Source organism: Lelliottia sp. GFLA7 (genome assembly GCF_056490165.1).
The window spans coordinates 849,419-874,448 of the sequence record NZ_JBWLAQ010000002.1; the positions used below are offsets into that span (position 1 = coordinate 849,419).

The 25,030-nt window shown below is 54.0% G+C and carries 23 protein-coding genes; 9 read left to right on the forward strand and 14 right to left on the reverse strand.

Annotated elements, in window-relative coordinates; all coding sequences use genetic code 11:
- Nucleotide 1: 1 nt before the first annotated feature.
- Both ligA and zipA read right to left on the reverse strand, forming a co-directional pair.
- Nucleotides 2–2,017: an NAD-dependent DNA ligase LigA gene (ligA, locus tag AC07RN_RS09620; RefSeq protein ID WP_478336214.1), complete on the reverse strand. Its 2,016-nt coding sequence runs from the start codon at nt 2,015–2,017 to the stop codon at nt 2–4.
- Between the two features lie 67 nt (nt 2,018–2,084).
- Nucleotides 2,085–3,038, reverse strand: coding sequence for a cell division protein ZipA (zipA, locus tag AC07RN_RS09625; protein WP_478336215.1), 954 nt, complete (start codon nt 3,036–3,038; stop codon nt 2,085–2,087).
- A 230-nt stretch (nt 3,039–3,268) separates the two neighbouring features.
- On the opposite strand from zipA, the gene cysZ reads away from it, so the two are divergent.
- From cysZ to crr, 5 genes are all read left to right on the forward strand, one after another.
- Nucleotides 3,269–4,030: a sulfate transporter CysZ gene (gene cysZ / locus AC07RN_RS09630; RefSeq protein ID WP_015959938.1), complete on the forward strand. Its 762-nt coding sequence runs from the start codon at nt 3,269–3,271 to the stop codon at nt 4,028–4,030.
- 161 nt (nt 4,031–4,191) lie between these two features.
- The gene (cysK, locus tag AC07RN_RS09635; RefSeq protein ID WP_015959939.1) at nt 4,192–5,163 is read left to right on the forward strand and encodes a cysteine synthase A; all 972 of its coding nucleotides are present in this window, start codon (nt 4,192–4,194) and stop codon (nt 5,161–5,163) included.
- 317 nt (nt 5,164–5,480) lie between these two features.
- On the forward strand, nt 5,481–5,738 hold the full coding sequence (ptsH, locus tag AC07RN_RS09640) for a phosphocarrier protein Hpr (protein ID WP_000487600.1): 258 nt from the start codon (nt 5,481–5,483) through the stop codon (nt 5,736–5,738).
- A gap of 43 nt (nt 5,739–5,781) precedes the next feature.
- Entirely contained in the window at nt 5,782–7,509 is a 1,728-nt protein-coding gene (ptsI, locus tag AC07RN_RS09645) for a phosphoenolpyruvate-protein phosphotransferase PtsI (protein ID WP_015959940.1), read from the forward strand.
- Between the two features lie 39 nt (nt 7,510–7,548).
- Nucleotides 7,549–8,058, forward strand: coding sequence for a PTS glucose transporter subunit IIA (gene crr / locus AC07RN_RS09650; RefSeq protein ID WP_015959941.1), 510 nt, complete (start codon nt 7,549–7,551; stop codon nt 8,056–8,058).
- A 62-nt stretch (nt 8,059–8,120) separates the two neighbouring features.
- On the opposite strand, the gene pdxK is transcribed toward crr, so the two are convergent.
- The 10 genes from pdxK to AC07RN_RS09700 all read right to left on the reverse strand — a co-directional run bounded on the left by pdxK (nt 8,121) and on the right by AC07RN_RS09700 (nt 16,413).
- Nucleotides 8,121–8,957 (reverse strand): pyridoxine/pyridoxal/pyridoxamine kinase, encoded by an 837-nt coding sequence (gene pdxK / locus AC07RN_RS09655; RefSeq protein ID WP_478336216.1) that lies wholly within the window; start codon nt 8,955–8,957, stop codon nt 8,121–8,123.
- Between the two features lie 5 nt (nt 8,958–8,962).
- Nucleotides 8,963–9,874 (reverse strand): cysteine synthase CysM, encoded by a 912-nt coding sequence (cysM, locus tag AC07RN_RS09660; protein WP_133629660.1) that lies wholly within the window; start codon nt 9,872–9,874, stop codon nt 8,963–8,965.
- A gap of 66 nt (nt 9,875–9,940) precedes the next feature.
- On the reverse strand, nt 9,941–11,035 hold the full coding sequence (gene cysA / locus AC07RN_RS09665; protein WP_478336217.1) for a sulfate/thiosulfate ABC transporter ATP-binding protein CysA: 1,095 nt from the start codon (nt 11,033–11,035) through the stop codon (nt 9,941–9,943).
- Nucleotides 11,025–11,900 (reverse strand): sulfate/thiosulfate ABC transporter permease CysW, encoded by an 876-nt coding sequence (cysW, locus tag AC07RN_RS09670; protein ID WP_449554589.1) that lies wholly within the window; start codon nt 11,898–11,900, stop codon nt 11,025–11,027. Before cysW ends, cysA begins: the two co-directional genes overlap by 11 nt.
- Nucleotides 11,900–12,733, reverse strand: a complete 834-nt coding sequence (gene cysT, locus AC07RN_RS09675; protein WP_015959946.1) for a sulfate/thiosulfate ABC transporter permease CysT — start codon at nt 12,731–12,733, stop codon at nt 11,900–11,902. Before cysT ends, cysW begins: the two co-directional genes overlap by 1 nt.
- A complete protein-coding gene (locus tag AC07RN_RS09680) occupies nt 12,733–13,746 on the reverse strand; it encodes a sulfate ABC transporter substrate-binding protein (protein ID WP_478336218.1) in 1,014 nt (337 codons plus the stop codon). Before AC07RN_RS09680 ends, cysT begins: the two co-directional genes overlap by 1 nt.
- A 166-nt stretch (nt 13,747–13,912) precedes the next feature.
- On the reverse strand, nt 13,913–14,812 hold the full coding sequence (locus tag AC07RN_RS09685) for a Dyp-type peroxidase (protein WP_449554590.1): 900 nt from the start codon (nt 14,810–14,812) through the stop codon (nt 13,913–13,915).
- Between the two features lie 92 nt (nt 14,813–14,904).
- Nucleotides 14,905–15,489: an RpoE-regulated lipoprotein gene (locus tag AC07RN_RS09690; RefSeq protein WP_407436161.1), complete on the reverse strand. Its 585-nt coding sequence runs from the start codon at nt 15,487–15,489 to the stop codon at nt 14,905–14,907.
- 62 nt (nt 15,490–15,551) lie between these two features.
- Nucleotides 15,552–16,001, reverse strand: coding sequence for a DUF2919 domain-containing protein (locus AC07RN_RS09695; RefSeq protein WP_478336219.1), 450 nt, complete (start codon nt 15,999–16,001; stop codon nt 15,552–15,554).
- Nucleotides 15,988–16,413: a GNAT family acetyltransferase gene (locus AC07RN_RS09700; RefSeq protein ID WP_041689485.1), complete on the reverse strand. Its 426-nt coding sequence runs from the start codon at nt 16,411–16,413 to the stop codon at nt 15,988–15,990. Before AC07RN_RS09700 ends, AC07RN_RS09695 begins: the two co-directional genes overlap by 14 nt.
- A 213-nt stretch (nt 16,414–16,626) precedes the next feature.
- Between AC07RN_RS09700 and amiA the strand changes: the two genes are divergently transcribed.
- Nucleotides 16,627–17,502, forward strand: a complete 876-nt coding sequence (gene amiA / locus AC07RN_RS09705; RefSeq protein ID WP_015959952.1) for an N-acetylmuramoyl-L-alanine amidase AmiA — start codon at nt 16,627–16,629, stop codon at nt 17,500–17,502.
- Nucleotides 17,499–18,398, forward strand: coding sequence for an oxygen-dependent coproporphyrinogen oxidase (gene hemF, locus AC07RN_RS09710; protein ID WP_478336220.1), 900 nt, complete (start codon nt 17,499–17,501; stop codon nt 18,396–18,398). The genes amiA and hemF overlap by 4 nt, the downstream gene beginning before the upstream one ends.
- A gap of 41 nt (nt 18,399–18,439) precedes the next feature.
- Here hemF and maeB read toward each other — a convergent pair whose 3' ends face one another.
- Nucleotides 18,440–20,719 (reverse strand): NADP-dependent oxaloacetate-decarboxylating malate dehydrogenase, encoded by a 2,280-nt coding sequence (gene maeB / locus AC07RN_RS09715; protein WP_015959954.1) that lies wholly within the window; start codon nt 20,717–20,719, stop codon nt 18,440–18,442.
- A 292-nt stretch (nt 20,720–21,011) separates the two neighbouring features.
- Between maeB and tal the strand changes: the two genes are divergently transcribed.
- Nucleotides 21,012–21,962, forward strand: a complete 951-nt coding sequence (gene tal / locus AC07RN_RS09720; protein ID WP_015959955.1) for a transaldolase — start codon at nt 21,012–21,014, stop codon at nt 21,960–21,962.
- A 19-nt stretch (nt 21,963–21,981) separates the two neighbouring features.
- Nucleotides 21,982–23,970 (forward strand): transketolase, encoded by a 1,989-nt coding sequence (gene tkt, locus AC07RN_RS09725; protein WP_478336221.1) that lies wholly within the window; start codon nt 21,982–21,984, stop codon nt 23,968–23,970.
- On the opposite strand, the gene AC07RN_RS09730 is transcribed toward tkt, so the two are convergent.
- Nucleotides 23,967–25,010, reverse strand: coding sequence for a DUF1176 domain-containing protein (locus AC07RN_RS09730; RefSeq protein WP_449554595.1), 1,044 nt, complete (start codon nt 25,008–25,010; stop codon nt 23,967–23,969). The genes tkt and AC07RN_RS09730 overlap by 4 nt on opposite strands.
- Nucleotides 25,011–25,030: the final 20 nt, after the last annotated feature.

Below are 25,030 nucleotides of genomic sequence, written 5' to 3' on the forward strand. Positions count from 1 at the left end.
GCTATTCCCCAAACAGACGCAGCATTTCCGCTTCGTCAATCACGTCAATACCCAGTTCCTGGGCCTTCGCCAGTTTTGAACCGGCCGCTTCTCCGGCAATCACCAGATCGGTTTTCTTCGACACGCTGCCCGCCACTTTTGCACCAAGTGCGACCAGACGCGCTTTAGCATCGTCTCGCGACATCTGGCTCAGGCTGCCGGTCAACACCACCGTTTTACCGGCAAATGGACTGTCGATTTCTTCGACATTGATAACCACCGGTGCGGGCCAGTGAATGCCCTCTTCCAGCAGTTTGCCGATCACGTCGCGGTTACTTTCTTCAGCAAAGAAGTTAAAGACGTGAGTGGCGACAACAATTCCGACGTCTGGCACTTTTTGCAGGTCGTCAATCGTCGCCTTTTCAAGTTGCTCAAGCGTACCGAAATGAGCCGCCAGGCCTGCTGCCGTTGCCTCACCCACTTCGCGAATACCCAGCGCATACAGGAAGCGGGCAAACGTCGTTTCTTTAGCCTTCTCTAGCGCGTTGACGACGTTTTGCGCGGACTTCGGTCCCATTCGGTCGAGTCCGGTCAGCTTGCCAGCGCTCAGGCGGAACAAATCGGCAGGCGTGTGGACATACTCTTTCTCAACCAGTTGGTCGATGATTTTATCGCCCATCCCGTCCACATCTAACGCTCGGCGCGAAACAAAGTGCTTGAGTGCCTCTTTGCGCTGAGCGCCACAAATCAAACCGCCCGTGCAGCGCGTTACCACTTCGCCCTCCACACGTTCGACATCGGATCCACAGACGGGGCAATGGGCGGGGAAAACAATTTCACGGGTATCGTCAGGGCGCTCAGACTCCACGACGTTAACGACTTGCGGAATGACATCACCGGCACGACGGATAACGACTTTATCGCCAATACGCAGGCCCAGGCGCGCAATTTCGTCGGCATTATGCAAAGTTGCGTTGCTGACCAGCACGCCCGCGACCTGCACCGGCTCCAGGCGCGCAACCGGAGTGATAGCACCAGTGCGTCCTACCTGGAACTCCACGTCGCGCACAAAGGTCATCTGCTCTTGCGCAGGGAATTTAAACGCGACAGCCCAGCGCGGCGCGCGGGCGACAAAGCCCAACTGTTCCTGAAGCGCCAGGGAATTCACTTTGATCACCACGCCGTCGATATCAAACCCCAGCGACGGGCGGTCTTCTTCAACTTTGTGATAAAACGCCAGCACGGCTTCGGGAGAGTCGCACAGCTGTACGCGGTTGCTGACCGGCAGGCCCCACTCTTTAAACTGCAGCAAACGCCCCAGATGGGTATCAGGCAATACGCCCCCCTCCAGGATACCGACGCCGTAGCAGAAGAAAGTGAGCGGTCGCTTCGCTGTAATGCGTGGATCCAACTGACGCAATGAACCTGCTGCGGCGTTACGCGGGTTAGCGAAAATTTTCCCGCCGGTGCGACGCGCTTCGTCGTTGATCTTCTCAAAGCCCTTCTGCGGGAGGAAAACCTCACCACGCACTTCAAGACGCGCGGGAATGTTATCGCCACGCAGCGTTAATGGAATGGCGCGAATGGTCCGTACGTTGGCGGTGATATCTTCGCCTGTTGTGCCATCGCCGCGCGTAGCTGCGCGCACCAGCAGACCATTTTCATACAGAATACTGACAGCCAAGCCGTCAAGCTTGAGCTCACAGCACCAGGTCAGGGTATCCGCGCTTTTCAGCCGGTCCTGCACGCGCTTGTTGAACGCAAGAAAACTCTCTTCATCGAACACGTTGTCCAGCGAAAGCATAGGAACTTCGTGACGCACCTGGCTGAAGGAGGCCAGCGGCGCGGCACCCACACGTTGAGTCGGGGAATCAGGCGTAATTAATTCGGGGTGCTGCGCTTCCAGCTCGCGCAACTCACGCATTAGACGGTCATATTCCGCATCCGGGACTTCCGGGGCATCCATCACATGATAAAGATATTCATGATGGCGAAGTGTGGTTCTTAGCTGTGTCAGTTGTTGTTCGATTGAGTCCATAACGCACCATCAATGAGAAAAACCCCCGACATGCGGGGGTTCTGGAGGAGGGGAAGACACGCAGGAATTACGCGTTGGCTTCCTTAACTTCGCGGATGCGATCCTGATATTCGCGCAGTTTCTGCGGCGTCATCATACGACGTTGATCGTCGAGTACCATACCGCCGACTTCATCGGCGATATGCTGAGCGGATTGCAGCATCAGCTTAAAGTTTTGCAGTTCATCACCGTAAGACGGCACCTGCATAAAAATGGTGATACCCGGAGTAAGGAAATCACCGGTCATTTCCGGATCAAACGTCCCTGGGTTCACCATATTGGCCAGGCTAAACAGCGCAGGACCGCTGCCATCAGGGCTTAAATGACGATGGAAAATGTTCATATCGCCAAATTTGAAGCCTGCCTGCTGAATACTGTTAAGCAGTAATTCACCATTAAGCTGGGTGCCATGATGAGCAGCCACGTTCATGATGATGACCGTTTCTTTACGCTGCGGTTTTTCAACCACTGGTGCTTCTTCTACAACCGGTTCTGGCTCAACAGGCGGTGCAGGCTGAGTCTGAACAGACTGAGGTTCTGGCTGCGGCTGCTGAACAGGTTGCGCAGGCTGTTGCTGCTGAACCGGCTGTGGCTGCGCGACAGGCTGTTGATGCACTGGCTGCGGTTGTGGCTGGCGGACCGGTTCTTCCACAGGCTGAGGTGCCTGCGGGCGCGGCTGTGCAGAAGCATACGGCGGCTGATACTGATGCTGCACAGACTGACGAGGCGCTTCTTGCTCCCCATGGCCTGCGCCGGGCGCCGTATTGACCCGATGGACGCGCACTTCACCCACGCCCTCGTCGTCGTTATCATCGATGTCGTCATCACCGTCATCATTACGGCTAGACTTCATGCGCTTCAGTGGGCGATCGCGAAACATAGACGAGCGTTCTTTACGGCTGGTCCAAAAACCATGTACCAGTAAAGCAAGTATGGCGATCGCGCCAACAATGATTAATATCAGACGCAAATCCTGCATCATTATATTCTCTGTTGTTCTAACACCTTGCCACCACGGCAAACATTTACTCACTAAGAGTATTTGCCGATTACGTCAAGTGCAAGTGTGTGCGGAGCATTCACAGCATAAAGATGGATGAAATCGTGCTTTTTGCTGTTTTTTCGAACATTTCCGAACTGGTCATTGATCCATAACTCGATAATATAGGTGAGCAATTCCACTGGTTGTGAAAAAAGGAGTACAGCCTGGTTATGGTTTCAACCTCAAATTCAGCCCCACGCAGCGGCATTGGGTATTTTTCACAGGGATGGAAACTGGTTTCCCTGCCAGGTATCCGACGCTTTGTGATCATGCCTTTATTGATCAATATTTTACTGATGGGCGCCGCATTCTGGTGGCTGTTTACCCAACTGGAAAGTTGGGTGCCCTCCATCATGAGCCACGTCCCAGACTGGCTGCAGTGGCTTAGCTATCTGTTATGGCCGATTGTGGTCATTTCGGTGCTGTTGGTTTTTGGCTATTTCTTCTCGACAATAGCCAACTGGATCGCAGCCCCGTTTAACGGGCTGCTGGCGGAACAACTGGAAGCCCGACTGACAGGCGCTACGCCGCCCGATACGGGTGTGTTCGGTATTATGAAAGACGTGCCGCGCATCATGAAGCGTGAATGGCAGAAATTTGCCTGGTATTTGCCGCGCGCCATTGTGCTGCTCATTCTCTATTTTATTCCCGGCATCGGCCAGACTGTGGCGCCCGTTCTGTGGTTCCTGTTTAGTGCGTGGATGCTGGCCATTCAGTATTGTGACTATCCGTTCGACAACCACAAAGTGCCTTTCAAATCGATGCGTACAGCCCTTCGCAGTCAAAAAGTGATCAACATGCAGTTTGGCGCACTCACCAGCCTGTTCACTATGATTCCTGTGCTGAATTTGTTCATCATGCCTGTTGCCGTTTGCGGTGCGACAGCCATGTGGGTGGACTGTTATCGCGATAAACATGCATTATGGAAGTAGTGCAAACTGTGTAAACAGGAGTGGCTTATGCCGCTCCTTATTCCATACTTGAACGCATTATTTCTCAACAGCATATAGATATGCGATTTCCTTACTTCCCCATACCTTTTCAACAGGTATGCTGGAGCGGTATCCCAATTTCATACAGTTAAGGACAGGCCATGAGTAAGATTTACGAAGACAACTCGTTGACGATCGGTCATACGCCCTTGGTTCGACTGAACCGTATCGGTAATGGACGCATTCTGGTGAAGGTCGAATCACGTAACCCGAGCTTCAGCGTGAAATGCCGTATCGGTGCAAATATGATTTGGGATGCCGAAAAACGTGGCGTTCTGAAGCCTGGCGTTGAGTTGGTTGAACCGACCAGCGGCAACACTGGTATCGCCCTCGCTTACGTCGCCGCTGCGCGTGGGTATAAATTAACGCTGACCATGCCAGAAACCATGAGCATTGAGCGTCGCAAGCTGCTGAAAGCGCTGGGTGCCAATCTGGTACTGACTGAAGGCGCGAAAGGCATGAAAGGTGCCATTCAGAAAGCAGAAGAAATCGTTGCAGGCGATCCGGCTAAATATCTGCTGCTCCAGCAGTTCAGCAACCCGGCAAACCCGGAAATCCACGAGAAAACGACGGGTCCTGAAATCTGGGAAGACACGGACGGCCAGGTTGACGTGTTTATCTCCGGTGTCGGCACTGGCGGTACGCTGACCGGCGTTAGCCGTTATATTAAAGGCACCAAAGGCAAAAAAGATCTGATTACCGTTGCTGTTGAACCAACGGATTCTCCGGTTATCGCTCAGGCGCTGGCGGGTGAAGAGCTGAAGCCAGGTCCACATAAAATTCAAGGTATCGGCGCAGGCTTTATTCCGGGTAACCTGGATCTGAAGCTGATTGATAAAGTCGTTGCCATTACCAACGAAGAAGCCATCTCTACGGCTCGTCGTCTGATGGATGAAGAAGGTATTCTTGCTGGCATCTCTTCCGGAGCAGCAGTTGCGGCTGCATTGAAACTCCAGGAAGACGAAACCTTTACCAATAAGAATATAGTGGTTATCCTCCCCTCCTCAGGTGAGCGTTATTTAAGCACTGCTCTGTTTGCCGATCTCTTTACCGAAAAAGAGCTGCAACAGTAATGCCAGCATGTTAAAAACGCGTAAAAAAGCACCCTAATGGGTGCTTTTTTGTGGTCCACTTCAAACTTTTACTCCTCCTGGCATTGATTCACCCCGTCGGGTCTGGTATTTAACCTGACAATTATTTTGAAGCGCGAAATTAATCAATGTAAGAAATCGACTTGCTGAATCGATTTTATGATTTGGTTCAAGTCTTGCTTTGACTGCATAATGTTTAATGACGAGCGAAACGTCAGCGCTAACAAGACAGGCTAAAGTTAAGCCGCCAGGCTAGACTTTAGTTCCACAACACTAAACCTATAAGTTGGGGAAATACAATGTTCCAGCAAGAAGTTACCATTACTGCTCCAAACGGTCTGCATACCCGCCCTGCTGCTCAGTTTGTTAAAGAAGCTAAAGGCTTCACTTCTGAGATCACTGTTACCTCCAACGGCAAAAGCGCTAGCGCCAAAAGCCTGTTCAAACTGCAGACTCTGGGCCTGACTCAGGGCACCGTAGTCACTATTTCTGCAGAAGGTGAAGACGAGCAGAAAGCAGTTGAGCATCTGGTAAAACTGATGGCTGAGCTCGAGTAAGTTCCGGGTTCTTTTTCATATCAGTCACAAGTAAGGTAGGGTTATGATTTCAGGCATTTTAGCATCCCCGGGTATCGCTTTCGGCAAAGCACTTCTGCTGAAAGAAGACGAGATCGTCATCGACCGGAAAAAAATTTCTGCCGACAAGGTTGATCAGGAAGTTGAACGTTTTCTGAGTGGTCGTGCAAAGGCATCTGCGCAGCTGGAAGCGATCAAAACCAAAGCTGGTGAAACTTTCGGTGAAGAAAAAGAAGCCATCTTCGAAGGGCACATCATGCTGCTCGAAGATGAGGAGCTTGAGCAGGAAATCATAGCCCTGATTAAAGATAAAGGCATGACGGCCGACGCGGCTGCGCATGAAATTATCGAAGGTCAGGCAACTGCCCTTGAAGAACTGGATGATGAATACCTGAAAGAGCGTGCGGCTGACGTACGTGACATCGGTAAGCGCCTGCTGCGTAACATTTTAGGCCTGGCCATCATCGATCTCAGCTCTATTCAGGATGAAGTTATCCTGGTCGCCGCTGACCTGACGCCGTCAGAAACCGCACAGCTGAACCTGAACAAGGTGCTAGGTTTCATTACTGACGCCGGTGGCCGTACCTCTCACACCTCTATCATGGCGCGTTCCCTTGAACTGCCAGCGATCGTGGGTACAGGTAGCGTGACTTCTCAGGTTAAAAACGATGATTATCTGATTCTGGATGCCGTAAACAATCTGGTTTACGTCAACCCAACCAACGAAGAAATCGAGAAACTGCGCGCCGTTCAGGAGCAAGTGGCTTCCGAGAAAACCGAACTCGCTAAACTGAAAGATCTGCCAGCTATCACGCTGGATGGTCATCAGGTAGAAGTGTGCGCGAACATCGGTACCGTACGTGACGTTGATGGCGCTGAGCGCAACGGTGCGGAAGGTGTAGGTCTGTACCGTACTGAATTCCTGTTCATGGACCGTGACGCCCTGCCAACCGAAGAAGAGCAGTTCGCAGCCTATAAAGCGGTTGCTGAAGCTTGCGGCTCTCAGGCCGTTATCGTGCGTACCATGGACATTGGCGGCGACAAAGAGCTGCCGTACATGAACTTCCCGAAAGAAGAGAACCCGTTCCTGGGCTGGCGTGCAGTGCGTATCGCCATGGACCGCAAAGAGATCCTGCGCGATCAGGTCCGCGCGATTCTGCGTGCATCCTCCTTCGGTAAGCTGCGCATTATGTTCCCGATGATCATCTCTGTTGAAGAAGTGCGTGCACTGAAGAAAGAGATCGAAATCTACAAACAGGAACTGCGTGACGAAGGCAAAGCCTTTGATGAGACAATCGAAGTCGGCGTGATGGTAGAAACACCGGCCGCCGCCGTTATTGCTCGTCATTTAGCAAAAGAAGTTGATTTCTTTAGTATCGGCACCAATGATTTAACGCAGTACACCCTGGCAGTTGACCGTGGTAATGATATGATTTCACATCTCTACCAGCCAATGTCTCCATCCGTACTCAACCTGATCAAGCAAGTTATTGATGCTTCTCATGCTGAAGGCAAATGGACTGGCATGTGTGGTGAGCTTGCAGGCGACGAACGTGCTACACTTCTGTTGCTGGGTATGGGTCTGGACGAGTTCTCTATGAGCGCCATTTCCATCCCGCGCATTAAGAAGATTATCCGTAACACGAACTTCGAAGATGCGAAGGTGTTAGCAGAGCAGGCTCTTGCTCAACCGACAACGGACGAGTTAATGACGCTGGTTAACAAGTTCATTGAAGAAAAAACAATCTGCTAATCCACGAGATGCGGCCCAATTACTGCTTAGGAGAAGATCATGGGTTTGTTCGATAAACTGAAATCTCTGGTTTCTGATGATAAGAAAGACACCGGAACTATTGAGATTATTGCTCCGCTGTCTGGCGAAATCGTGAATATCGAAGACGTGCCGGATGTTGTTTTTGCCGAGAAAATTGTTGGTGATGGCATTGCTATCAAACCAACCGGCAACAAAATGGTTGCGCCAGTTGACGGCACCATCGGTAAAATTTTTGAAACTAACCATGCGTTCTCTATCGAATCCGATAGCGGTATCGAACTGTTCGTCCACTTTGGTATCGACACTGTCGAACTGAAAGGCGAAGGCTTCAAACGTATCGCAGAAGAAGGTCAACGTGTGAAAGTTGGCGACACAGTGATCGAATTCGATCTGGCCCTGCTGGAAGAGAAAGCCAAGTCAACCCTGACTCCGGTTGTTATCTCCAACATGGACGAAATCAAAGAACTGATCAAACTGTCTGGCAGCGTGACCGTGGGCGAAACCCCAGTGATCCGCATCAAGAAGTAATTCTTGCCGCACAGAGAAATGGCGCCCTAGGGCGCCATTTTTGTTTATGTCGTGAGCGTTTTTTATACCGGGAGTATCAGCTCGTCGAAACCTTTTTGCTGGGTGTACTTCATCACCTCCGTCACCCGATCGCCTGCACGACGTATCGCCTCTGCAACGTCACTACCCTGCACAATGCCGCTCACCAACTCTGAACAGAACAGATCGCCGGTTCCTTTCAAATCGGTCGCGACACGCGGATGGTGAGTCACCACAACATCCTCTTTTGTCACCAACACCACATGAATATTTTCGGGATCAGCGGCCACCGGCGCGCTGGTGATCGCCACCCATTTGAGTGTCTCTGACAACAATCCTTTTGCCGCTGAAACGGCGCTTTCAGGGGTGCGGCACGACTGACCGCTCAGCACTTCAAGCTCAAAGACGTTAGGGGTAATGCCCTGCGCCAGTGGCAGCAAGTGCTCACAATAGGCCTTAGGGATTTCAGGATTAACGTACATACCGCTGTCGATATCCCCCATCACCGGATCGACCAGTACCAGCAAATCGAGATGCTGTTGCTTCACGGTTTTAAGCCATTGCGCCAGGATTTTAATCTGACTGGCGCTGCCCATATAACCAGTTGTCACGGCTTTCAGCTCGCGTAACACGTCGCGTTCTTCCAGCGCCTTCAGGTAACCGCTAAACCAGTCGTCCGGGATCACGCCACCGTAAAACGTGTCGTAATGCGGAGTATTGCTGAACAGCACTGTTGGAACGGCCGTCACGGTGAGCTGATGCAGTCTGATGTTTGGCACCGCGATACTGTTGCCCACACTGCCGTAAACCACCTGAGACTGCACAGCCACAATATCGGTCTGCTGCGCGCGGGTTTTATCCCGAAATAAAATCATCTCCATGACGCTTAAATCCCCGCCCCCTGCGAATAACTCTCTTCACCAAAAACGCCGGTAGAAAGATAACGATCGCCGCGGTCGCAAATAATCGCCACCACTCGCGCGCCCGGATTCTGCTGGGCAACCCGCAATGCTCCTGCTACCGCGCCCCCCGAACTGACGCCGCAGAAAATACCTTCGCGTACCGCCAGTTCACGCATCGTATTTTCCGCCTCGCGCTGATGAATATCCAGTACCACATCCACCAATGATGCATTAAAAATGCCCGGCATATACTCGGCAGGCCAGCGGCGGATCCCAGGAATACTGCTGCCCTCTTCCGGTTGCAGGCCAACAATCGTCACTGCCGTGTCCTGTTCACGCAGAAAACGAGAAACGCCCGTGATCGTCCCCGTCGTACCCATACTCGAGACAAAATGCGTGATTCGCCCTTCTGTCTGCTGCCAGATTTCCGGCCCCGTCGTGGTGTAATGGGCATAAGGGTTATCAGGATTGTTGAACTGATCCAGCAACTTACCCTCACCGCGCTGTGCCATCTCGAGGGCCAAATCGCGGGCCCCTTCCATGCCCAACTCTTTCGTCACGAGAATCAGCTCTGCGCCATAGGCACGCATCGCAGCGCGACGCTCCTGGCTCATGTTGTCCGGCATCAGCAGCTTCATGTGATAGCCTTTCAGTGCGGCAATCATCGCCAGCGCAATACCCGTGTTTCCGCTGGTCGCTTCGATCAGCACATCACCGGGCTGTATTTCGCCGCGCTTTTCAGCCTCGACAATCATCGACAGCGCCGCGCGATCTTTGACGGAACCCGCCGGATTATTACCTTCAAGTTTGACCCAGACTTCACTGCCGTTGGTTGGCCCCATGCGCTGCAGTTTGACCAGAGGGGTATTGCCGATGGTTTGCTCTAATGTGTTCACGGTTTTTGCTCAAAAAAAAGCCCGGGAGCGCAACGCCACCGGGCGATAAACATACTGATTAACCTATCAGGCTGACTCGGCCAGAGCAAGGTCCTCACGCGCTTCGATTCGCTCGTTACCGTGATAAATACGCGCATTCTGCAAGCCGACAAACAGCCGCTCACCGCGGTAAGGCGGCTCCTCATCACGCATCACCACGGTCAATGGTTCGGTATACCAACCTAGCGGCTGTACCACCAGATGGGTGTAGTGCCCTTTAGGGCTAGCTTCCAGAACCTGCACCGGAAGCGGTGAATCAAGGCTGGTTCGGCGGCTCACGTCTATTTCCCAAGGACGCAGGAACAGATCGACAGGTCCCTGATGAGAAGGCGTATACCCCAGCGGCCAGCGATGCGCACCAACATGGAATTGTCCGCCACGGATCGTGCCCTGCATGCGGTTCACTTCCCCCATAAACTCCAGCACAAAACGGGTTGCCGGTTCGCGCCACAGCTGTTCTGGTTCATCAACCTGCTCAATATTTCCCTGACTCATCACGACCACGCGATCCGCAACTTCCATCGCCTCTTCCTGATCGTGCGTGACAAACACGCTGGTAAATTTCAGTTCTTCATGCAGCTGTCGCAGCCAGCGACGCAGCTCTTTACGCACCTGTGCATCCAGCGCGCCAAAGGGTTCATCAAGCAGCAGGATTTGCGGCTCAACCGCCAGCGCGCGCGCCAGGGCCACACGCTGTTTCTGTCCACCGGAAAGCTGCGCCGGGAACCGATCGGCCAGATGTGCCAGCTGCACCATCTCCAGCAGTTTGGTGACTTTCGCCTTGATCGTCGCCGCGTTCGGGCGCTCACGACGCGGCAGCACGCTCAGGCCAAACGCGATATTGTCGAACACCGTCATATGGCGGAACAGCGCGTAGTGCTGGAACACAAAACCGACTTTACGGTCGCGGGCGTGCAAGCGGCTCACGTCGGTTCCGTGGAAGCGAATATGTCCGCTGCTCTGATGTTCAAGACCGGCGATAATACGCAGCAGCGTGGTTTTACCGGAGCCAGAAGGCCCCAGCAGCGCCACCATTTGTCCGGAAGGGATATCCAGCGAGATATCGTTCAGCACCTGGGTGCGACCAAAAGACTTCTTAATATTGGCAATCTCAATGCTCATGATTTCCCTCCTGCTGCAGGCGTTTTTCCTGATTCTCTAAACGCCACTGCACCACACTCTTCAAAAACAGGGTCAAAATTGCCATCAGCGTCAGCAACGCTGCGGCGGTAAAGGAGCCGACGGTATTGTAGTCCTGCTCCAGCAGTTCTATTTGTAACGGCAGCGACAGGGTTTCGCCGCGAATCGAGCCGGATACCACCGAGACTGCGCCAAACTCACCAATTGCACGCGCGTTGGTCAGCACCACGCCGTACAGCAACGCCCAGCGAATATTCGGTAGCGTTACACGGCGGAACATTTGCCAACCGGATGCGCCGAGCAAAATCGCGGCTTCGTCTTCGTGGCTGCCCTGGCTTAACATCACCGGAACCAGCTCACGCACCACAAACGGACAGGTCACAAAAATGGTCACCAGCACCATGCCCGGCCACGCAAACATGATTTGCAGGTTGTGCTCATCGAGCCAGCCACCCAGCGGGCCGTTAGAGCCGTAGAACAGCAGATACACCAGACCGGCAACCACTGGCGATACCGCGAATGGAATATCCAGCAGCGTCAGCAGCAGCTGGCGGCCAGGAAAGTTAAAACGCGTCACCAGCCACGCCAGCAAAACGCCAAAAACAAGATTTACCGGCACAGTAATCAACGCAATCATCACCGTCAGCCAGATGGCATGCAGCATGTCCGGGTCGGCCAGGTTTTGCAGCGCGGGCATAATCCCTTTGCTGAACGCCTGCACGAAGATATACACCATCGGCACGACGAGAATAAACGCTGACACCAGCATGCCGGTGCCAATCAGAAACCATTTTCCCCAGTTAAATCGGGGCGCGTCATAGCGCTTCAATTGAGTCACTTCCGCCATTAATGACCTACCACGCGTCGACCAAAGCGACTTTGCAGAGTGTTAATCGAGAACAGCAGCATCAGGGAGGCAGCCAAAATCACCGAGGCAATCGCGCTCGCCGCCGGATAGTCAAACTCCTGCAAACGCACAAAAATCATCAGCGAGGTAACTTCGGTTTTCCACGCGATATTACCCGCGATGAAAATCACCGCGCCGAACTCGCCCAGGCTGCGGGTAAAAGAGAGCGCAACACCTGCCAGCAGCGCCGGAGACAGCTCAGGCAACACCACTTTGCAAAAGCTCTGAATACGCGTGGCACCGAGCGTTTCTGCCGCTTCTTCGTACTCGGGGCCTAACTCTTCGAGTACGGGCTGCACGGTACGCACCACAAACGGGATGCTGGTGAAGGCCATCGCCACCGCAATACCGAGCCAGGTGTAGGTCACTTTGATATCAAATTTCGCCAGCCACTCGCCGTAAAAACCATTGACGGAGAACAGCGACGCCAGCGTTAAACCCGCAACGGCAGTAGGCAGCGCGAACGGCAGATCCATCAACGCATCCAGCAGCACGCGGCCCGGAAAGCGGTAGCGGGTTAAAATCCACGCCATCAGCAGGCCAAACACGCCGTTGAAAATGGAAGCCACAAACGCCGACAGCAGCGTCACTTTATACGCCGCCACGACCTGCGGGTTGGTAATCACTTCCCAGTATTGCGCCCAGCTCATCTGCGCGAGCTGCATCACCAGCGCGCTTAACGGCAACAGCAAAATCAGGCAGACGAACAGCAGGCTGGTCCCGAGGCTTAGGGTAAAGCCCGGCAGCACGCGTCTGGAAGAAACAGCAAACATTACTTACGCCCCGCCGCCAGCAGTTTGTCTAACTCACCGCCGGTGACAAAATGCGTTTTCATCACTTCCGGCCACGCGCCAAACTTGTCTTCCACGCGGAACAGCTCGGTCTGCGGGAATTTATCTTTCAGTTTGTTCATCACGTCCGGATTGTTCACGCGATAGTAGTAATCGGTGATGATGGTCTGCGCCTGCGAGCTGTAAAGGAAATTCAGGTAATCCTTCGCGGCCTTTTCGGTCCCGTTGGCTTTGACGTTTTTATCAACCCAGGCAACCGGGAACTCCGCCAGAATATTGGTCTCAGGAATCACCACCTCGAACCCCTGCGCTTCATATTGTTTGCGGATGTTGTTCACTTCCGATTCGAAACTGATCAGTACATCGCCCAGACCGCGCTCTGCGAACGTGGTTGTCGCACCGCGACCACCGGTATCAAACACTTCGACGTTTTTCAGGAACTGCGTCATAAACTGTTCGGTTTTGGCTTTGTCGCCACCGTCCGCTTTGTCCGCTGCACCCCATGCCGCCAGATAGGTATACCGCGCGTTACCGGACGTTTTTGGATTCGGGAAAATCAGCTTCACGTCAGGACGCACCAGATCGTTCCAGCTATGAATATTTTTCGGGTTGCCCTTACGCACCAGGAAGCCCATGGTGGAGTAGAACGGCGAGCTGTTATTCGGCAAACGGCTCTGCCAGTTCGCTGGGATCAGGTTACCTTTGTCATGCAGGATCTGCACGTCGGTAATCTGGTTGTACGTCACCACATCGGCTTTCAGACCCTGCAAAATCGCCAGCGCTTGTTTTGAAGAACCGGCGTGAGATTGTTTGATGGTCAGCTTGTCGCCGTTATTCTCTTTCGCCCACTGCTGTTCAAACGGTGGGTTCAGGGCCGCAAAAAGCTCGCGCGAGACATCATAGGAGCTATTGAGCAACTCAGTGGCCTGCGCCTGCCCCATCAGCAATAAGCCCGCCATGGCCAAAGTGCTTTTTTTCAGTACGGTAATGACCATTGCTCGCCCTTATAAGTGTGATGACTATCTTATGTTCATCATATTTATAACGGGTACTAAAGGAGTAACGGTTTTATATACCGTTTGGTGATTTGGAAGCAGAAAAGGGAATAAGGGGGGGGTAATTCCCCTCTCCCTAAAGGAGAGGGTCAAGGTGAGGACTCACTTACAGCGCAAGCAAACGCTCAACGGACGGCGCGAAGTAATAGCCGCCGGTCACCGGCTTGGTGAAGCGCAGCATGGCGTCGCGCTTGCCGTCGGTGTCGCCAAACATGCTCAGCAGTTGCTGCTCAATGTTATACAGGCGCGCGCAGTAGGCGCAAAAATACAGACCGTGCGTGCCGCTTGCCGTGCCGTAAGGCAGGCTCTGGCGGACAATTTTCAGGCCTTTGCCGTCTTCTTTCAGGTCAACGCGGGTCAGGTGAGAGGTCACCGGGCGGTCGTCGCCATCGATCTCTTCGTTGGCGTCTTTCGTGCGACCAATCATCATTTCCTGGTCGTGCACGCTCATGCGGTTAAGCTGCTTGAGATTGTGCTCCCAACGCTGCACGAACACGTAGCTGCCACCTGCGTCCACGCCATCTTTGATGACCGCCACGTCGCGACGCGTCTCTTCACCCGCCGGGTTTTCCGTGCCATCAACAAAGCCGCTCAAATCGCGATCTTCCACCCAGCGGAAGCCGTGAACCTCGTCCTGCACTTCAACGCTGTCACCAAAGGCTTCCACCGCAGCCTGCGCCACCGAGAAGTTCACATCGTGACGCAGAGAAAGGATATGGATCAGCACGTCGTATTGGGTTGCGGGAGCCAAACCTTTACCGTAAGGGATAAAGTCTTTTAGCTCTTCTGCCCCTTCGCCACCGCTCAGCTGACGCCAGACGTTATTGCCAAAAGCCACGACGGCACCGAGATGCGCGTCCGGGAATTTGGCCTGGAAGGTGGCCAGTTTATCGATAAAAATTTTACTGGCCGCACGCAGGGCATCCATATCCCCTTTGACATTGGCTTCAATCCAAATCGCCGCGCGGCAATGTTCTGGCAAAATGCCACTCTGAACCTGAGACATCGCTCCTCCTGAAAAAAAGATGCCACGAAGTCGTGGCATTGATGGCGGCTATTATACCTGGATTTCAGCGAGGCGGCTTGTCCAGGCGCAAATTACTGCTTCCAGATAATCTTGCTGATTTTCCAGTTTTTGAGCGTATCGTCAGACGGCATTAAGCCTTCCGGGCCACTCCATTCGCCGGTGAAGAGATAGCTAATATGCTGGCGGCCATCGGCTTTACATTCCACAGCGACTTTCTCTTCAGCAACGGCGCTGGTGCAGTTGCCGAATGCTTTCTGATAAAGCTCGCTGAACGGCGTCCCCACCTTCACGCCGGTGTCGGTTTCAATCTCGCTGTCCATCACGTCGATGCGATTTACCGTGCCTTTATCGCCGTTAATCACCATCGCCAGCTTGTCGTCTTTCAGCGCTTCAAAGTAGCGAACGATATTGCCATTTTCCGTTTTCATCCCGCTGCGCAGGCGGTAACCGCTGCCTAATGCGGATTCGATGGCGTCCTGATCCAGCGCCGTTGCGGCGGTAATATTGCCCACGCCTTGGTCGGTCACTTCGGTGGATGAACCAAACCAGTTCCACGGATACGCTGCCGACCAGTTAATCGAGGAGATCGACGAGAGTGTCGAACACCCCGTTAACACCAGCGGCAGAGCGCATAAAACTAAACGCAGCGATTTCATTGAAACGTCCTTTCTTGTTAATTCAACGCTTGTTGGAGTGCAGCATCGGTAAAAAGTGCCGTTTAATCTTTTTCGAGGGCAAAACTGGCGCGCAGGCGGGGATTGGTCAAAAGCCAAATCAGCGCCACGATGTCGACAACCACCAGCGAAATCCCGATACCGCTCAGCGGCTCACCGTAAAACCAGAGCAGCGGTTGCCAGACAAGTAACACGACCTGCGCCAGAACTAACAGCCATCGCAGGCTATTCCACACGCGCGGGAAATGCTGTCGACGTCCGCTCAGCAAAAAAGCCATTACCGCAGGCACGCCGGGCAATAATCCGAGCCAGAAATTATCATGGTCGGGATAGAACAAATTCAGCAGCGTGTTTCCCTGATCGCGCGACGCCCCTGCCACCACGAACAACACCCAGGTTCGGGCCTGGAGCAACAACACGCACCAGAATAAAAACGGCAGTCTGACGCGCCCGTGCACGTCATAATCGCCGGGATGGAATTCAGTACTCTTCATCTTCGATCAGGCGCTTACCCAGATTCAACACATCGGCATGTTCATAGCCGAGGCGTTCATACATCCCCAGCACCACATCGTTATCTTCGCGCACCATGATTTGAATCTTCGGGCAGCCACGCGCGATCAACTTCTTTTCCAGGCGATTAAGCAACGCATTGGCAATGCCGCGAGCGCGGTATTCCGGGTGCACACCCAGGTAATAGGCCGAGCCGCGATGCCCGTCGTAACCGCCCATCACCGTGCCCACCACTTCACCGTTGACTTCAGCTACCAGGAACAGACTGACGTCATGATTAACCTTTCGCTCGATATCCATTTCCGGATCGTTCCACGGACGCAACAGATCGCAGCGTTCCCAAAGGGTAATCACCTCTTCGAAATCTTCCTGGCGAAAAACGCGTATCTCCATGGTATTAACCGCCTTTTTGGGTTCAAAAACAGTGATTATGACGCGAACGCCGCCTTTAGCCAATAACCGGCGAAAAAGGCGTGAAATTTTGGCATAATGTCACTCTGTCACGTATTGAAATGAAAAGTAAAACAATTCTCAACATGGACTGTCGTAACGGAAAACGCGATACGATATAACACCAGGACTCCAATTTTTTACAATCCAGGCCGCATGAGCACATTCAAACCATTAAAAACACTCACATCGCGTCGTCAGGTTCTCAAAGCGGGGCTGGCGGCCTTAACGTTAACCGGCATTGCGCAAGCGCAAGCAAAAGATGACAGCACGCTGAAAACGGCTAACGGTCACAGTAAACCGAAGGTTAAAAAGGCAGGAGCAAAGCGGGTCGTGATGCTAGATCCCGGTCACGGCGGCATCGATACCGGGGCTATCGGGCGCAACGGTTCTAAAGAAAAACACGTTGTGTTGGCGATTGCGAAAAATGTCCGCTCAATCCTGCGGAGCAACGGCATTGACGCGCGTTTAACCCGCAGCGGCGACACCTTTATTCCGCTGTACGATCGCGTGGAAATCGCCCACCAGCACGGCGCGGATCTGTTTATGTCGATCCATGCTGACGGTTTTACCAACCCCAGCGCGGCGGGTGCTTCCGTGTTTGCTTTGTCGAATCGCGGCGCGAGTAGCGCCATGGCGAAATACCTTTCCGATCGCGAAAACCGTGCGGATGAAGTGGCCGGTAAAAAAACCACCGATAAAGATCATCTCCTGCAACAGGTGCTGTTTGATCTGGTCCAGACGGACACCATCAAAAACAGCCTGACGCTCGGCTCGCACATTTTAAAGCGCATTAAGCCCGTGCATCGCCTGCACAGCAAAGGGACCGAGCAAGCGGCGTTTGTGGTGCTGAAATCGCCGTCGATTCCGTCTGTGCTGGTCGAAACTTCATTTATCACCAATCCGGAAGAAGAGCGTCTGCTCGGAACAACGGCGTTTCGCCAGAAAATCGCCAATGCGATTGCCTCCGGAGTGATCAGCTATTTTAACTGGTTCGATAACCAAAAAGCCCACTCGTCGAGACGCCGATGAAACCGAATGTACAGCAGGTCAAAACATTTCTGATGCAGCTTCAGGATGAGATTTGCCAGAAACTCAGCGCCGTTGACGGCGGTGAATTCCATGAAGACAGCTGGCAGCGTGAAGCCGGCGGCGGCGGACGCAGCCGGGTGTTGCGTAACGGCGGCGTGTTCGAACAGGCGGGCGTTAACTTTTCTCACGTTCATGGCGATGCGATGCCAGCCTCAGCGACAGCGCATCGTCCGGAGCTGGCCGGGCGCAGTTTTGAAGCCATGGGCGTGTCACTGGTGGTCCATCCGCACAGCCCTTTTGTCCCGACCAGCCACGCCAACGTGCGCTTTTTTATTGCTGAAAAGCCCGGAGCCGATCCGGTCTGGTGGTTTGGCGGTGGTTTCGACTTAACGCCCTATTACGGATTTGACGAAGACGCCGTGCACTGGCACCGCACCGCGCGGGATATTTGCCAGCCGTTTGGCGAAGAGGTTTATCCGAAGTATAAAAAATGGTGCGATGAATATTTCTATCTTAAGCATCGCGATGAACAGCGCGGCATCGGCGGCCTATTCTTTGACGATCTTAATGCGCCAGATTTTGACACCGCATTTAACTTTATGCAGGCCGTCGGCCAGGGATATACCGACGCCTACCTGCCGATAGTGGAACGTCGCAGAAACACCGATTACGGCGTACGCGAGCGCGAGTTCCAGCTGTATCGCCGTGGGCGTTACGTGGAGTTTAATCTGGTGTGGGATCGCGGCACGCTGTTTGGCCTGCAAACCGGGGGGCGCACGGAGTCGATTCTGATGTCGATGCCGCCGCTGGTGCGCTGGGAATACAGTTTTGAACCAAAAGAAGGCAGCCCTGAGGCTGCCCTTGCTGAGTTTATAAAAGTGCGGGACTGGATTTAAAAACGCTTTCCCCTCTCCCCACAAGGGAGAGGGGAAAACAGTTACAGCGGCTGTGTCTGCGCTTCAACCACCGCCAGCGCCACCATGTTCACAATGCGACGCACAGAAGCAATCGGCGTTAACACATGCACCGGTTTCGACACGCCCATCAGCACCGGTCCGACCGTCACCCCTTCAGAACTCGACACGCGCAGCAGGTTGTAACTGATACGCGCCGCTTCGACATTCGGCATAATCAGCACGTTCGCCGAGCCTTTCAGCGGGCTGTCCGGCATGCGTTCGTTACGAATGCTTTCGACCAGCGCGGCATCGCCGTGCATCTCACCGTCAATCATCAGCTCCGGCGCACGTTTGCGCACCAGTTCCAGCGTCTCGCGCATTTTGCATGCCGCCGCAGATTTGGATGAGCCAAAGTTCGAGTGCGACAGCAGCGCCACTTTTGGTTCGATACCAAAACGACGCACGGTTTCAGCCGCCATCACGGTGATCTCTGCCAGCTGCTCCGGCGTAGGATCGTCATTGACGTAGGTATCCGCGATAAAGGTGTTGCCGCTAGGCAGCAACAGCGCGTTCATCGCCCCAGCGGTATGGACGCCTTCGCGATAGCCGAAAATCTCCTGCACCACGCTGAAATGTTCGTGATAATCGCCAATCGTACCGCAGATCAGCGCATCCGCTTCGCCACGATGAACCATGATCGCGCCGATCACCGTCGTGTTGGCGATTACTGCGCGCTGCGCCTGTTCCTGCGTGATTCCGCGGCGCTTCATGATGCTGTAGTACTCGCTCCAGTACTCTTTAAAGCGCGGATCGGATTCGTTGTTTACGATCTCAAAATCCACGCCCGCCTTAATTTGCAGGCCAAGTTTCTGGATACGCATTTCGATAACGCTCGGACGACCAATCAGAATCGGTTTCGCCAGCCCCAGCGACACCAGTTCCTGCGTGGCATGGAGCACGCGCGCCTCTTCCCCTTCGGCCAGTACCACGCGTTTTGCGTCGGTACGCGCCTGCGAGAAAATCGGTTTCATGAACAGGTTTGTTTTGTAGACGAATTCAGTGAGCTTATCGACGTAAGCGTCAAAATCCTCAATCGGACGCGTCGCCACACCGGAATCCATTGCCGCTTTGGCAACGGCTGGGGCGATCTTGACGATCAGGCGCGGGTCGAACGGTTTAGGAATAATGTAATCCGGGCCAAAGCTCAGATCCTGATCGCCGTACGCGGATGCCACGACGTCGCTCTGCTCGGCGTGCGCCAGTTCAGCAATGGCGTGTACCGCCGCCAGCTTCATCTCTTCGTTAATCGCCGTTGCGCCCACATCCAGCGCACCGCGGAAGATGAATGGGAAGCACAGGACGTTGTTCACCTGGTTCGGATAATCAGAACGCCCGGTGCAAATAATCGCGTCTTCACGCACCGCTTTTGCTAGCGGCGGCAGGATTTCCGGTTCTGGGTTCGCCAGCGCCAGAATCAGCGGTGCGCGCGCCATTTTCTTAACCATTTCTGGCGTCAATACGCCAGGGCCTGAACATCCCAGGAAAATATCCGCACCGTCAATCACGTCATCCAGAGTGCGTTTGCCGTCATCTTCCACCGCGTACGCGGCTTTGGTTTCGGCCATGTTTGGCTCACGGCCTTTGTAAATAACCCCTTTCGAATCGCACACCACGATGTTGTGCTTCTGCATGCCCAGCGCCACCAGCAGGTTCATACAGGCAATCGCTGCCGCACCCGCTCCGGACACCACCATGCGAACATCAGAGAGCGTTTTCTCGACCACGCGCAGACCATTCAGAATGGCGGCTGTGCTAATGATCGCTGTGCCGTGCTGATCGTCATGGAACACAGGAATGTTCATACGTTCACGCAGTTTCTGCTCAATGTAAAAACATTCCGGCGCTTTGATGTCTTCAAGATTGATCCCGCCGAACGTCGGTTCCAGCGCGGCGACCACGTTGATAAATTTATCCGGATCGAGTTCATCCACTTCGATATCAAACACATCGATCCCGGCGAATTTTTTGAACAGTACGCCCTTGCCTTCCATCACCGGTTTTCCGGCCAGTGCGCCGATATTACCCAGCCCAAGCACCGCCGTACCGTTAGAAATGACGGCAACCAGATTGCCACGCGCGGTGTATTTGAACGCGGCGAGCGGGTCTTTTTGAATCTCTAGGCAAGGCGCTGCCACGCCCGGCGAATAGGCCAGCGCCAGATCGCGCTGAGTGGCGAGTGGCTTAGTCGGTGAAACCTGGATTTTGCCCGGTACGGGGAATTGATGAAAATCGAGGGCGCTCTGTTTTAACTGATCATCCATCTTGTTGTTCCTTTCAGGTATCGATCAAAAAGGGTGGCGTGCTCACGTTCCTGATGCTCACCCTGGAGTGGCGCATAGTATCGCCCCTGACAGCCCTGCAAACTTTGAAGGCTGCCAAACTCTCACCATCCCAGAGCAAAATTTGTTATCAATTTATAACAATCCTGTTACCCCTCCCAAAAGCAAGGCCTCCCCCGTCTGCTATGCTTTTTTGTTAAGTACGTCATGTATTTCGCAGAAGTGTGAACCAACGCACTCGCCTGAGGCTTTGTTTTCGAAGGAGTATTTCTTTATGAACCAACTAGACGGCATCAAACAATTCACTACGGTTGTCGCGGATAGCGGCGATATCGAGTCGATTCGTCACTACCAGCCACAAGATGCGACTACCAATCCCTCGCTGCTGTTGAAAGCCGCGAGTCTTGAGCATTTCAGCCATCTGATTGACGACGCTATCGCCTACGGTAAGCAACGCGGCAAGACGCAGGAACAGCAAGTGGCCGAGGCCAGCGACAAACTGGCGGTGAATATCGGTGCGGAAATTCTGAAAAGTATACCCGGACGCGTCTCGACGGAAGTGGACGCGCGCCTGTCATTCGACCAGGAAAAAAGCATCGCCAAAGCGCACCGATTGGTCGAGCTGTATCAGGAGCAAGGCATCGATAAATCCCGCATTTTGATCAAACTGGCCTCCACCTGGGAGGGTATCCGTGCCGCCGAAGTGCTGGAAAAAGAGGGGATCAACTGCAACCTGACGCTGCTGTTCTCGTTTGCACAGGCACGCGCGTGTGCTGAAGCGGGCGTGTATCTGGTCTCGCCGTTTGTCGGTCGTATTTATGACTGGTATCAGGCCAAACAACCGATGGAACCGTACGTGGTGGATGAAGATCCCGGCGTGAAATCGGTGCGCAATATCTACGATTACTACAAGCAGCACCGCTACGAAACCATTGTGATGGGGGCAAGCTTCCGTCGTATCGAGCAGATTCTGGCGCTGGCGGGCTGCGACCGCCTCACCCTCTCCCCTAACCTGTTACAAGAGCTTCAGGACCACGATGAGCCGGTGATGCGCAAGCTGGTGCCGACCTCTACCGTGCTGCCAAAACCGAAACCGTTAACGGAAGCCGAGTTCCGCTGGGAACACAATCAGGACCCAATGGCCGTGGATAAACTGGCAGATGGCATTCGCCTCTTCGCCGTTGACCAACGCAAACTGGAAGATCTTCTTGCTGCCAAACTTTAATCTCGCCATGGAGTGAAATATGTCCCGTAAAGAGCTCGCTAATGCCATCCGCGCCCTCAGCATGGATGCCGTGCAAAAAGCCAATTCTGGCCATCCTGGCGCACCGATGGGTATGGCTGATATTGCCGAAGTGCTGTGGAATGATTTCCTGAAACACAATCCGACCGATCCGACGTGGTACGACCGTGACCGCTTTATTCTTTCAAACGGTCACGCCTCCATGCTCCTGTACAGCCTACTGCATTTGTCCGGCTACGATTTGCCGCTGTCCGAGATCAAAAATTTCCGCCAGTTGCATTCCAAAACCCCTGGACACCCTGAGCTTGGCTATACGCCGGGCGTTGAAACGACGACCGGCCCTCTCGGTCAGGGGCTGGCAAACGCCGTCGGGCTGGCGGTCGCCGAGCGCACCCTTGCCGCACAATTCAACCAGCCTGGCCATGACATCGTCGATCACTTCACCTACGTTTTCATGGGCGATGGCTGTTTGATGGAGGGGATTTCGCACGAAGTCTGCTCGCTGGCGGGTACGCTGGGGCTGGGCAAACTGATCGGGTTCTACGATCACAACGGCATTTCCATCGACGGTGAAACCGATGGCTGGTTTACCGACGACACGGCGAAACGCTTCGAGGCCTATCACTGGCACGTCGTGCATGAAATTGACGGCCACGATCCGCAGGCAATTAAGCAGGCAATTGAAGAAGCGCAACGCGTCACCGATAAACCATCGCTGATTATCTGCCGCACCACTATCGGGTTTGGCTCGCCAAATAAAGCGGGTAAAGAAGAGGCGCACGGCGCAGCGCTGGGCGAAGAAGAAGTAGCGCTCACACGTCAGAAACTGGGCTGGAAATACCCGGCGTTTGAGATCCCGAAAGAGATCTACAAAGCCTGGGACGCGCGTGAAGACGGCGAAAAAGCCCAGCAGGCGTGGAACGAAAAATTCTCCGCCTACAAAAAAGCACATCCTGAGCTGGCAGCCGAATTCTCTCGCCGGATGAGCGGCGGCCTACCGGAAGACTGGGAAGAGAAAACCCAGGCGTTGATCGAGAATTTACAGGCGAATCCGGCAAAAATCGCCACCCGTAAAGCCTCGCAAAATACGCTTAATGTGATTGGCCCGATTCTGCCGGAATTGCTCGGCGGCTCAGCGGATTTAGCGCCAAGTAACCTCACCCTCTGGTCCGGTTCAAAATCGCTGAAAGAAGATATCGCCGGGAATTACATCCACTACGGCGTGCGTGAATTCGGTATGACCGCCATCGCCAACGGTATCGCCCATCACGGCGGGTTCGTGCCGTATACCGCTACGTTCCTGATGTTTGTCGAATATGCGCGTAACGCGGCACGTATGGCAGCGCTGATGAAAGCGCGGCAAATTATGGTGTATACCCATGATTCAATCGGTCTTGGCGAAGATGGGCCCACGCACCAGGCCGTCGAACAGCTCGCCAGCCTGCGTCTGACGCCAAACTTCAGCACCTGGCGTCCGTGCGATCAGGTGGAAGCGGCGGTCGGCTGGAAACTGGCGGTTGAACGCCACACCGGCCCAACCGCGCTGATCCTGTCGCGTCAGAATCTGCTGCAAATTGAGCGCACGCCGGAGCAGGTGAAAAACATCTCGCGCGGGGGTTACGTGCTCAAAGACAGCGGCGGCAAGCCCGACGTGATCCTGATTGCGACGGGTTCTGAAATCGAAATCACCGTGCAAGCCGCAGAGAAACTGACCGCTGAAGGCCACGCGGTACGCGTCGTTTCGCTGCCTTCCACGGATATTTTTGATGCGCAGGATGAGGAATATCGCGAATCGGTACTGCCGTCCAACGTCGCGGCGCGCGTGGCGGTTGAAGCGGGAATCGCCGACTACTGGTACAAATATGTCGGCCTGAAAGGCGCCATCGTCGGGATGACCGGCTACGGTGAATCCGCACCGGCGGATAAGCTATTCCCGTACTTTGGCTTTACCGTGGAAAACGTGGTCGAGAAAGCGCTAAGCGTGATTTAACGCGTGATCCACAGCGTGGGCCAGGAGTCTGGCCCATGCCAGTTATCACAGCTCGGTTCTTCTGCATAACGCACCAGACGAAAACGCTGGCCGTCAAAACGCCAGCGTGTCTGGATACCGCAGTCCGCCATGCCGCGTCCTAACGCCAGCGTCGTCAACTCACGCGTTTTCTCATCAAATCGCGCGTTCATTAGCTCCATTTCACTGCTCTCACTCGATGAGACAAACGGCAGACGCAATCGCACCGCTCGAGCGGAAAACGGCTTTTTGCGCGACACTTGCCACGCCAAATCAACCGTATTGTACGCACCCGCTTCGCAGCTGATGATCAGCAGGGCTTTGTCATCGGTGAGCGCTGTGACGCGCACCTCGCGGCGATTAGGATCGAGCGAGCACTGGCTGTTATTCATGCGCCATGAGCCGTAATCCAGCAGATCGTTGAGTTCTTCATGCGTGAGCGGCGTAGGGGTGGGGTTTACGATGGCAACTTCTTTGAGAGCCGGAGCGGGCGGGACGCTCAGCGGGGGATCGTCACCTTTCTGAATCCAGGCGGTTTCACTGCCCACGCGTTTTTGCTGCGCGTCGATAAACAGCAGCGCGGCTTTCAGACCTGACAGCGAAATCGTCTGCTTACCGCTGCGCAGCGTCAGCGCTTCCCCTTCCTGAATCGTTTTCAGAAACTGAGTGACCGTCGTGGCGTCGTCGGTGATCAGTCGCGTGGGCGAAATCTGCCAGCGCTGCGCATTCAGCGTTAAGGGAGCGCTGTCCAGCAAGAGTCTTTGCGCAATTGGCGCTTCCTTCGCTGAAGCCTTCGACAATCCGCCTAATTCGAGACGCAGTGACGCATCGGTTTTGGCACCGGCGCTGCGGCTCAACGTCATCACCAGACCGCCGTGTTCACCCGTATTACGCGCGACGCAAAAGTTCTGATTGTTGCAGGTGACTTGCCAGTCGGTGAAAGACTGCTGTGCAGGTGCTGCCCATACCAATGGCACAGGCAGCACGCTGAGAAATAAAATAAGTAAAATGCTGTGGCGCATGAAAAGCACAATCCCGGATA

Bases quoted from the DNA above. Each gene is read 5' to 3' on its own strand.
- ligA (WP_478336214.1), bottom strand. From the start codon at position 2,017: ATGGACTCAATCGAACAACAACTGACACAGCTAAGAACCACACTTCGC.
- zipA (WP_478336215.1), bottom strand. From the start codon at position 3,038: ATGATGCAGGATTTGCGTCTGATATTAATCATTGTTGGCGCGATCGCC.
- cysZ (WP_015959938.1), top strand. From the start codon at position 3,269: ATGGTTTCAACCTCAAATTCAGCCCCACGCAGCGGCATTGGGTATTTT.
- cysK (WP_015959939.1), top strand. From the start codon at position 4,192: ATGAGTAAGATTTACGAAGACAACTCGTTGACGATCGGTCATACGCCC.
- ptsH (WP_000487600.1), top strand. From the start codon at position 5,481: ATGTTCCAGCAAGAAGTTACCATTACTGCTCCAAACGGTCTGCATACC.
- ptsI (WP_015959940.1), top strand. From the start codon at position 5,782: ATGATTTCAGGCATTTTAGCATCCCCGGGTATCGCTTTCGGCAAAGCA.
- crr (WP_015959941.1), top strand. From the start codon at position 7,549: ATGGGTTTGTTCGATAAACTGAAATCTCTGGTTTCTGATGATAAGAAA.
- pdxK (WP_478336216.1), bottom strand. From the start codon at position 8,957: ATGGAGATGATTTTATTTCGGGATAAAACCCGCGCGCAGCAGACCGAT.
- cysA (WP_478336217.1), bottom strand. From the start codon at position 11,035: ATGAGCATTGAGATTGCCAATATTAAGAAGTCTTTTGGTCGCACCCAG.
- cysW (WP_449554589.1), bottom strand. From the start codon at position 11,900: ATGGCGGAAGTGACTCAATTGAAGCGCTATGACGCGCCCCGATTTAAC.
- cysT (WP_015959946.1), bottom strand. From the start codon at position 12,733: ATGTTTGCTGTTTCTTCCAGACGCGTGCTGCCGGGCTTTACCCTAAGC.
- AC07RN_RS09680 (WP_478336218.1), bottom strand. From the start codon at position 13,746: ATGGTCATTACCGTACTGAAAAAAAGCACTTTGGCCATGGCGGGCTTA.
- AC07RN_RS09685 (WP_449554590.1), bottom strand. From the start codon at position 14,812: ATGTCTCAGGTTCAGAGTGGCATTTTGCCAGAACATTGCCGCGCGGCG.
- AC07RN_RS09690 (WP_407436161.1), bottom strand. From the start codon at position 15,489: ATGAAATCGCTGCGTTTAGTTTTATGCGCTCTGCCGCTGGTGTTAACG.
- AC07RN_RS09695 (WP_478336219.1), bottom strand. From the start codon at position 16,001: ATGAAGAGTACTGAATTCCATCCCGGCGATTATGACGTGCACGGGCGC.
- AC07RN_RS09700 (WP_041689485.1), bottom strand. From the start codon at position 16,413: ATGGAGATACGCGTTTTTCGCCAGGAAGATTTCGAAGAGGTGATTACC.
- amiA (WP_015959952.1), top strand. From the start codon at position 16,627: ATGAGCACATTCAAACCATTAAAAACACTCACATCGCGTCGTCAGGTT.
- hemF (WP_478336220.1), top strand. From the start codon at position 17,499: ATGAAACCGAATGTACAGCAGGTCAAAACATTTCTGATGCAGCTTCAG.
- maeB (WP_015959954.1), bottom strand. From the start codon at position 20,719: ATGGATGATCAGTTAAAACAGAGCGCCCTCGATTTTCATCAATTCCCC.
- tal (WP_015959955.1), top strand. From the start codon at position 21,012: ATGAACCAACTAGACGGCATCAAACAATTCACTACGGTTGTCGCGGAT.
- tkt (WP_478336221.1), top strand. From the start codon at position 21,982: ATGTCCCGTAAAGAGCTCGCTAATGCCATCCGCGCCCTCAGCATGGAT.
- AC07RN_RS09730 (WP_449554595.1), bottom strand. From the start codon at position 25,010: ATGCGCCACAGCATTTTACTTATTTTATTTCTCAGCGTGCTGCCTGTG.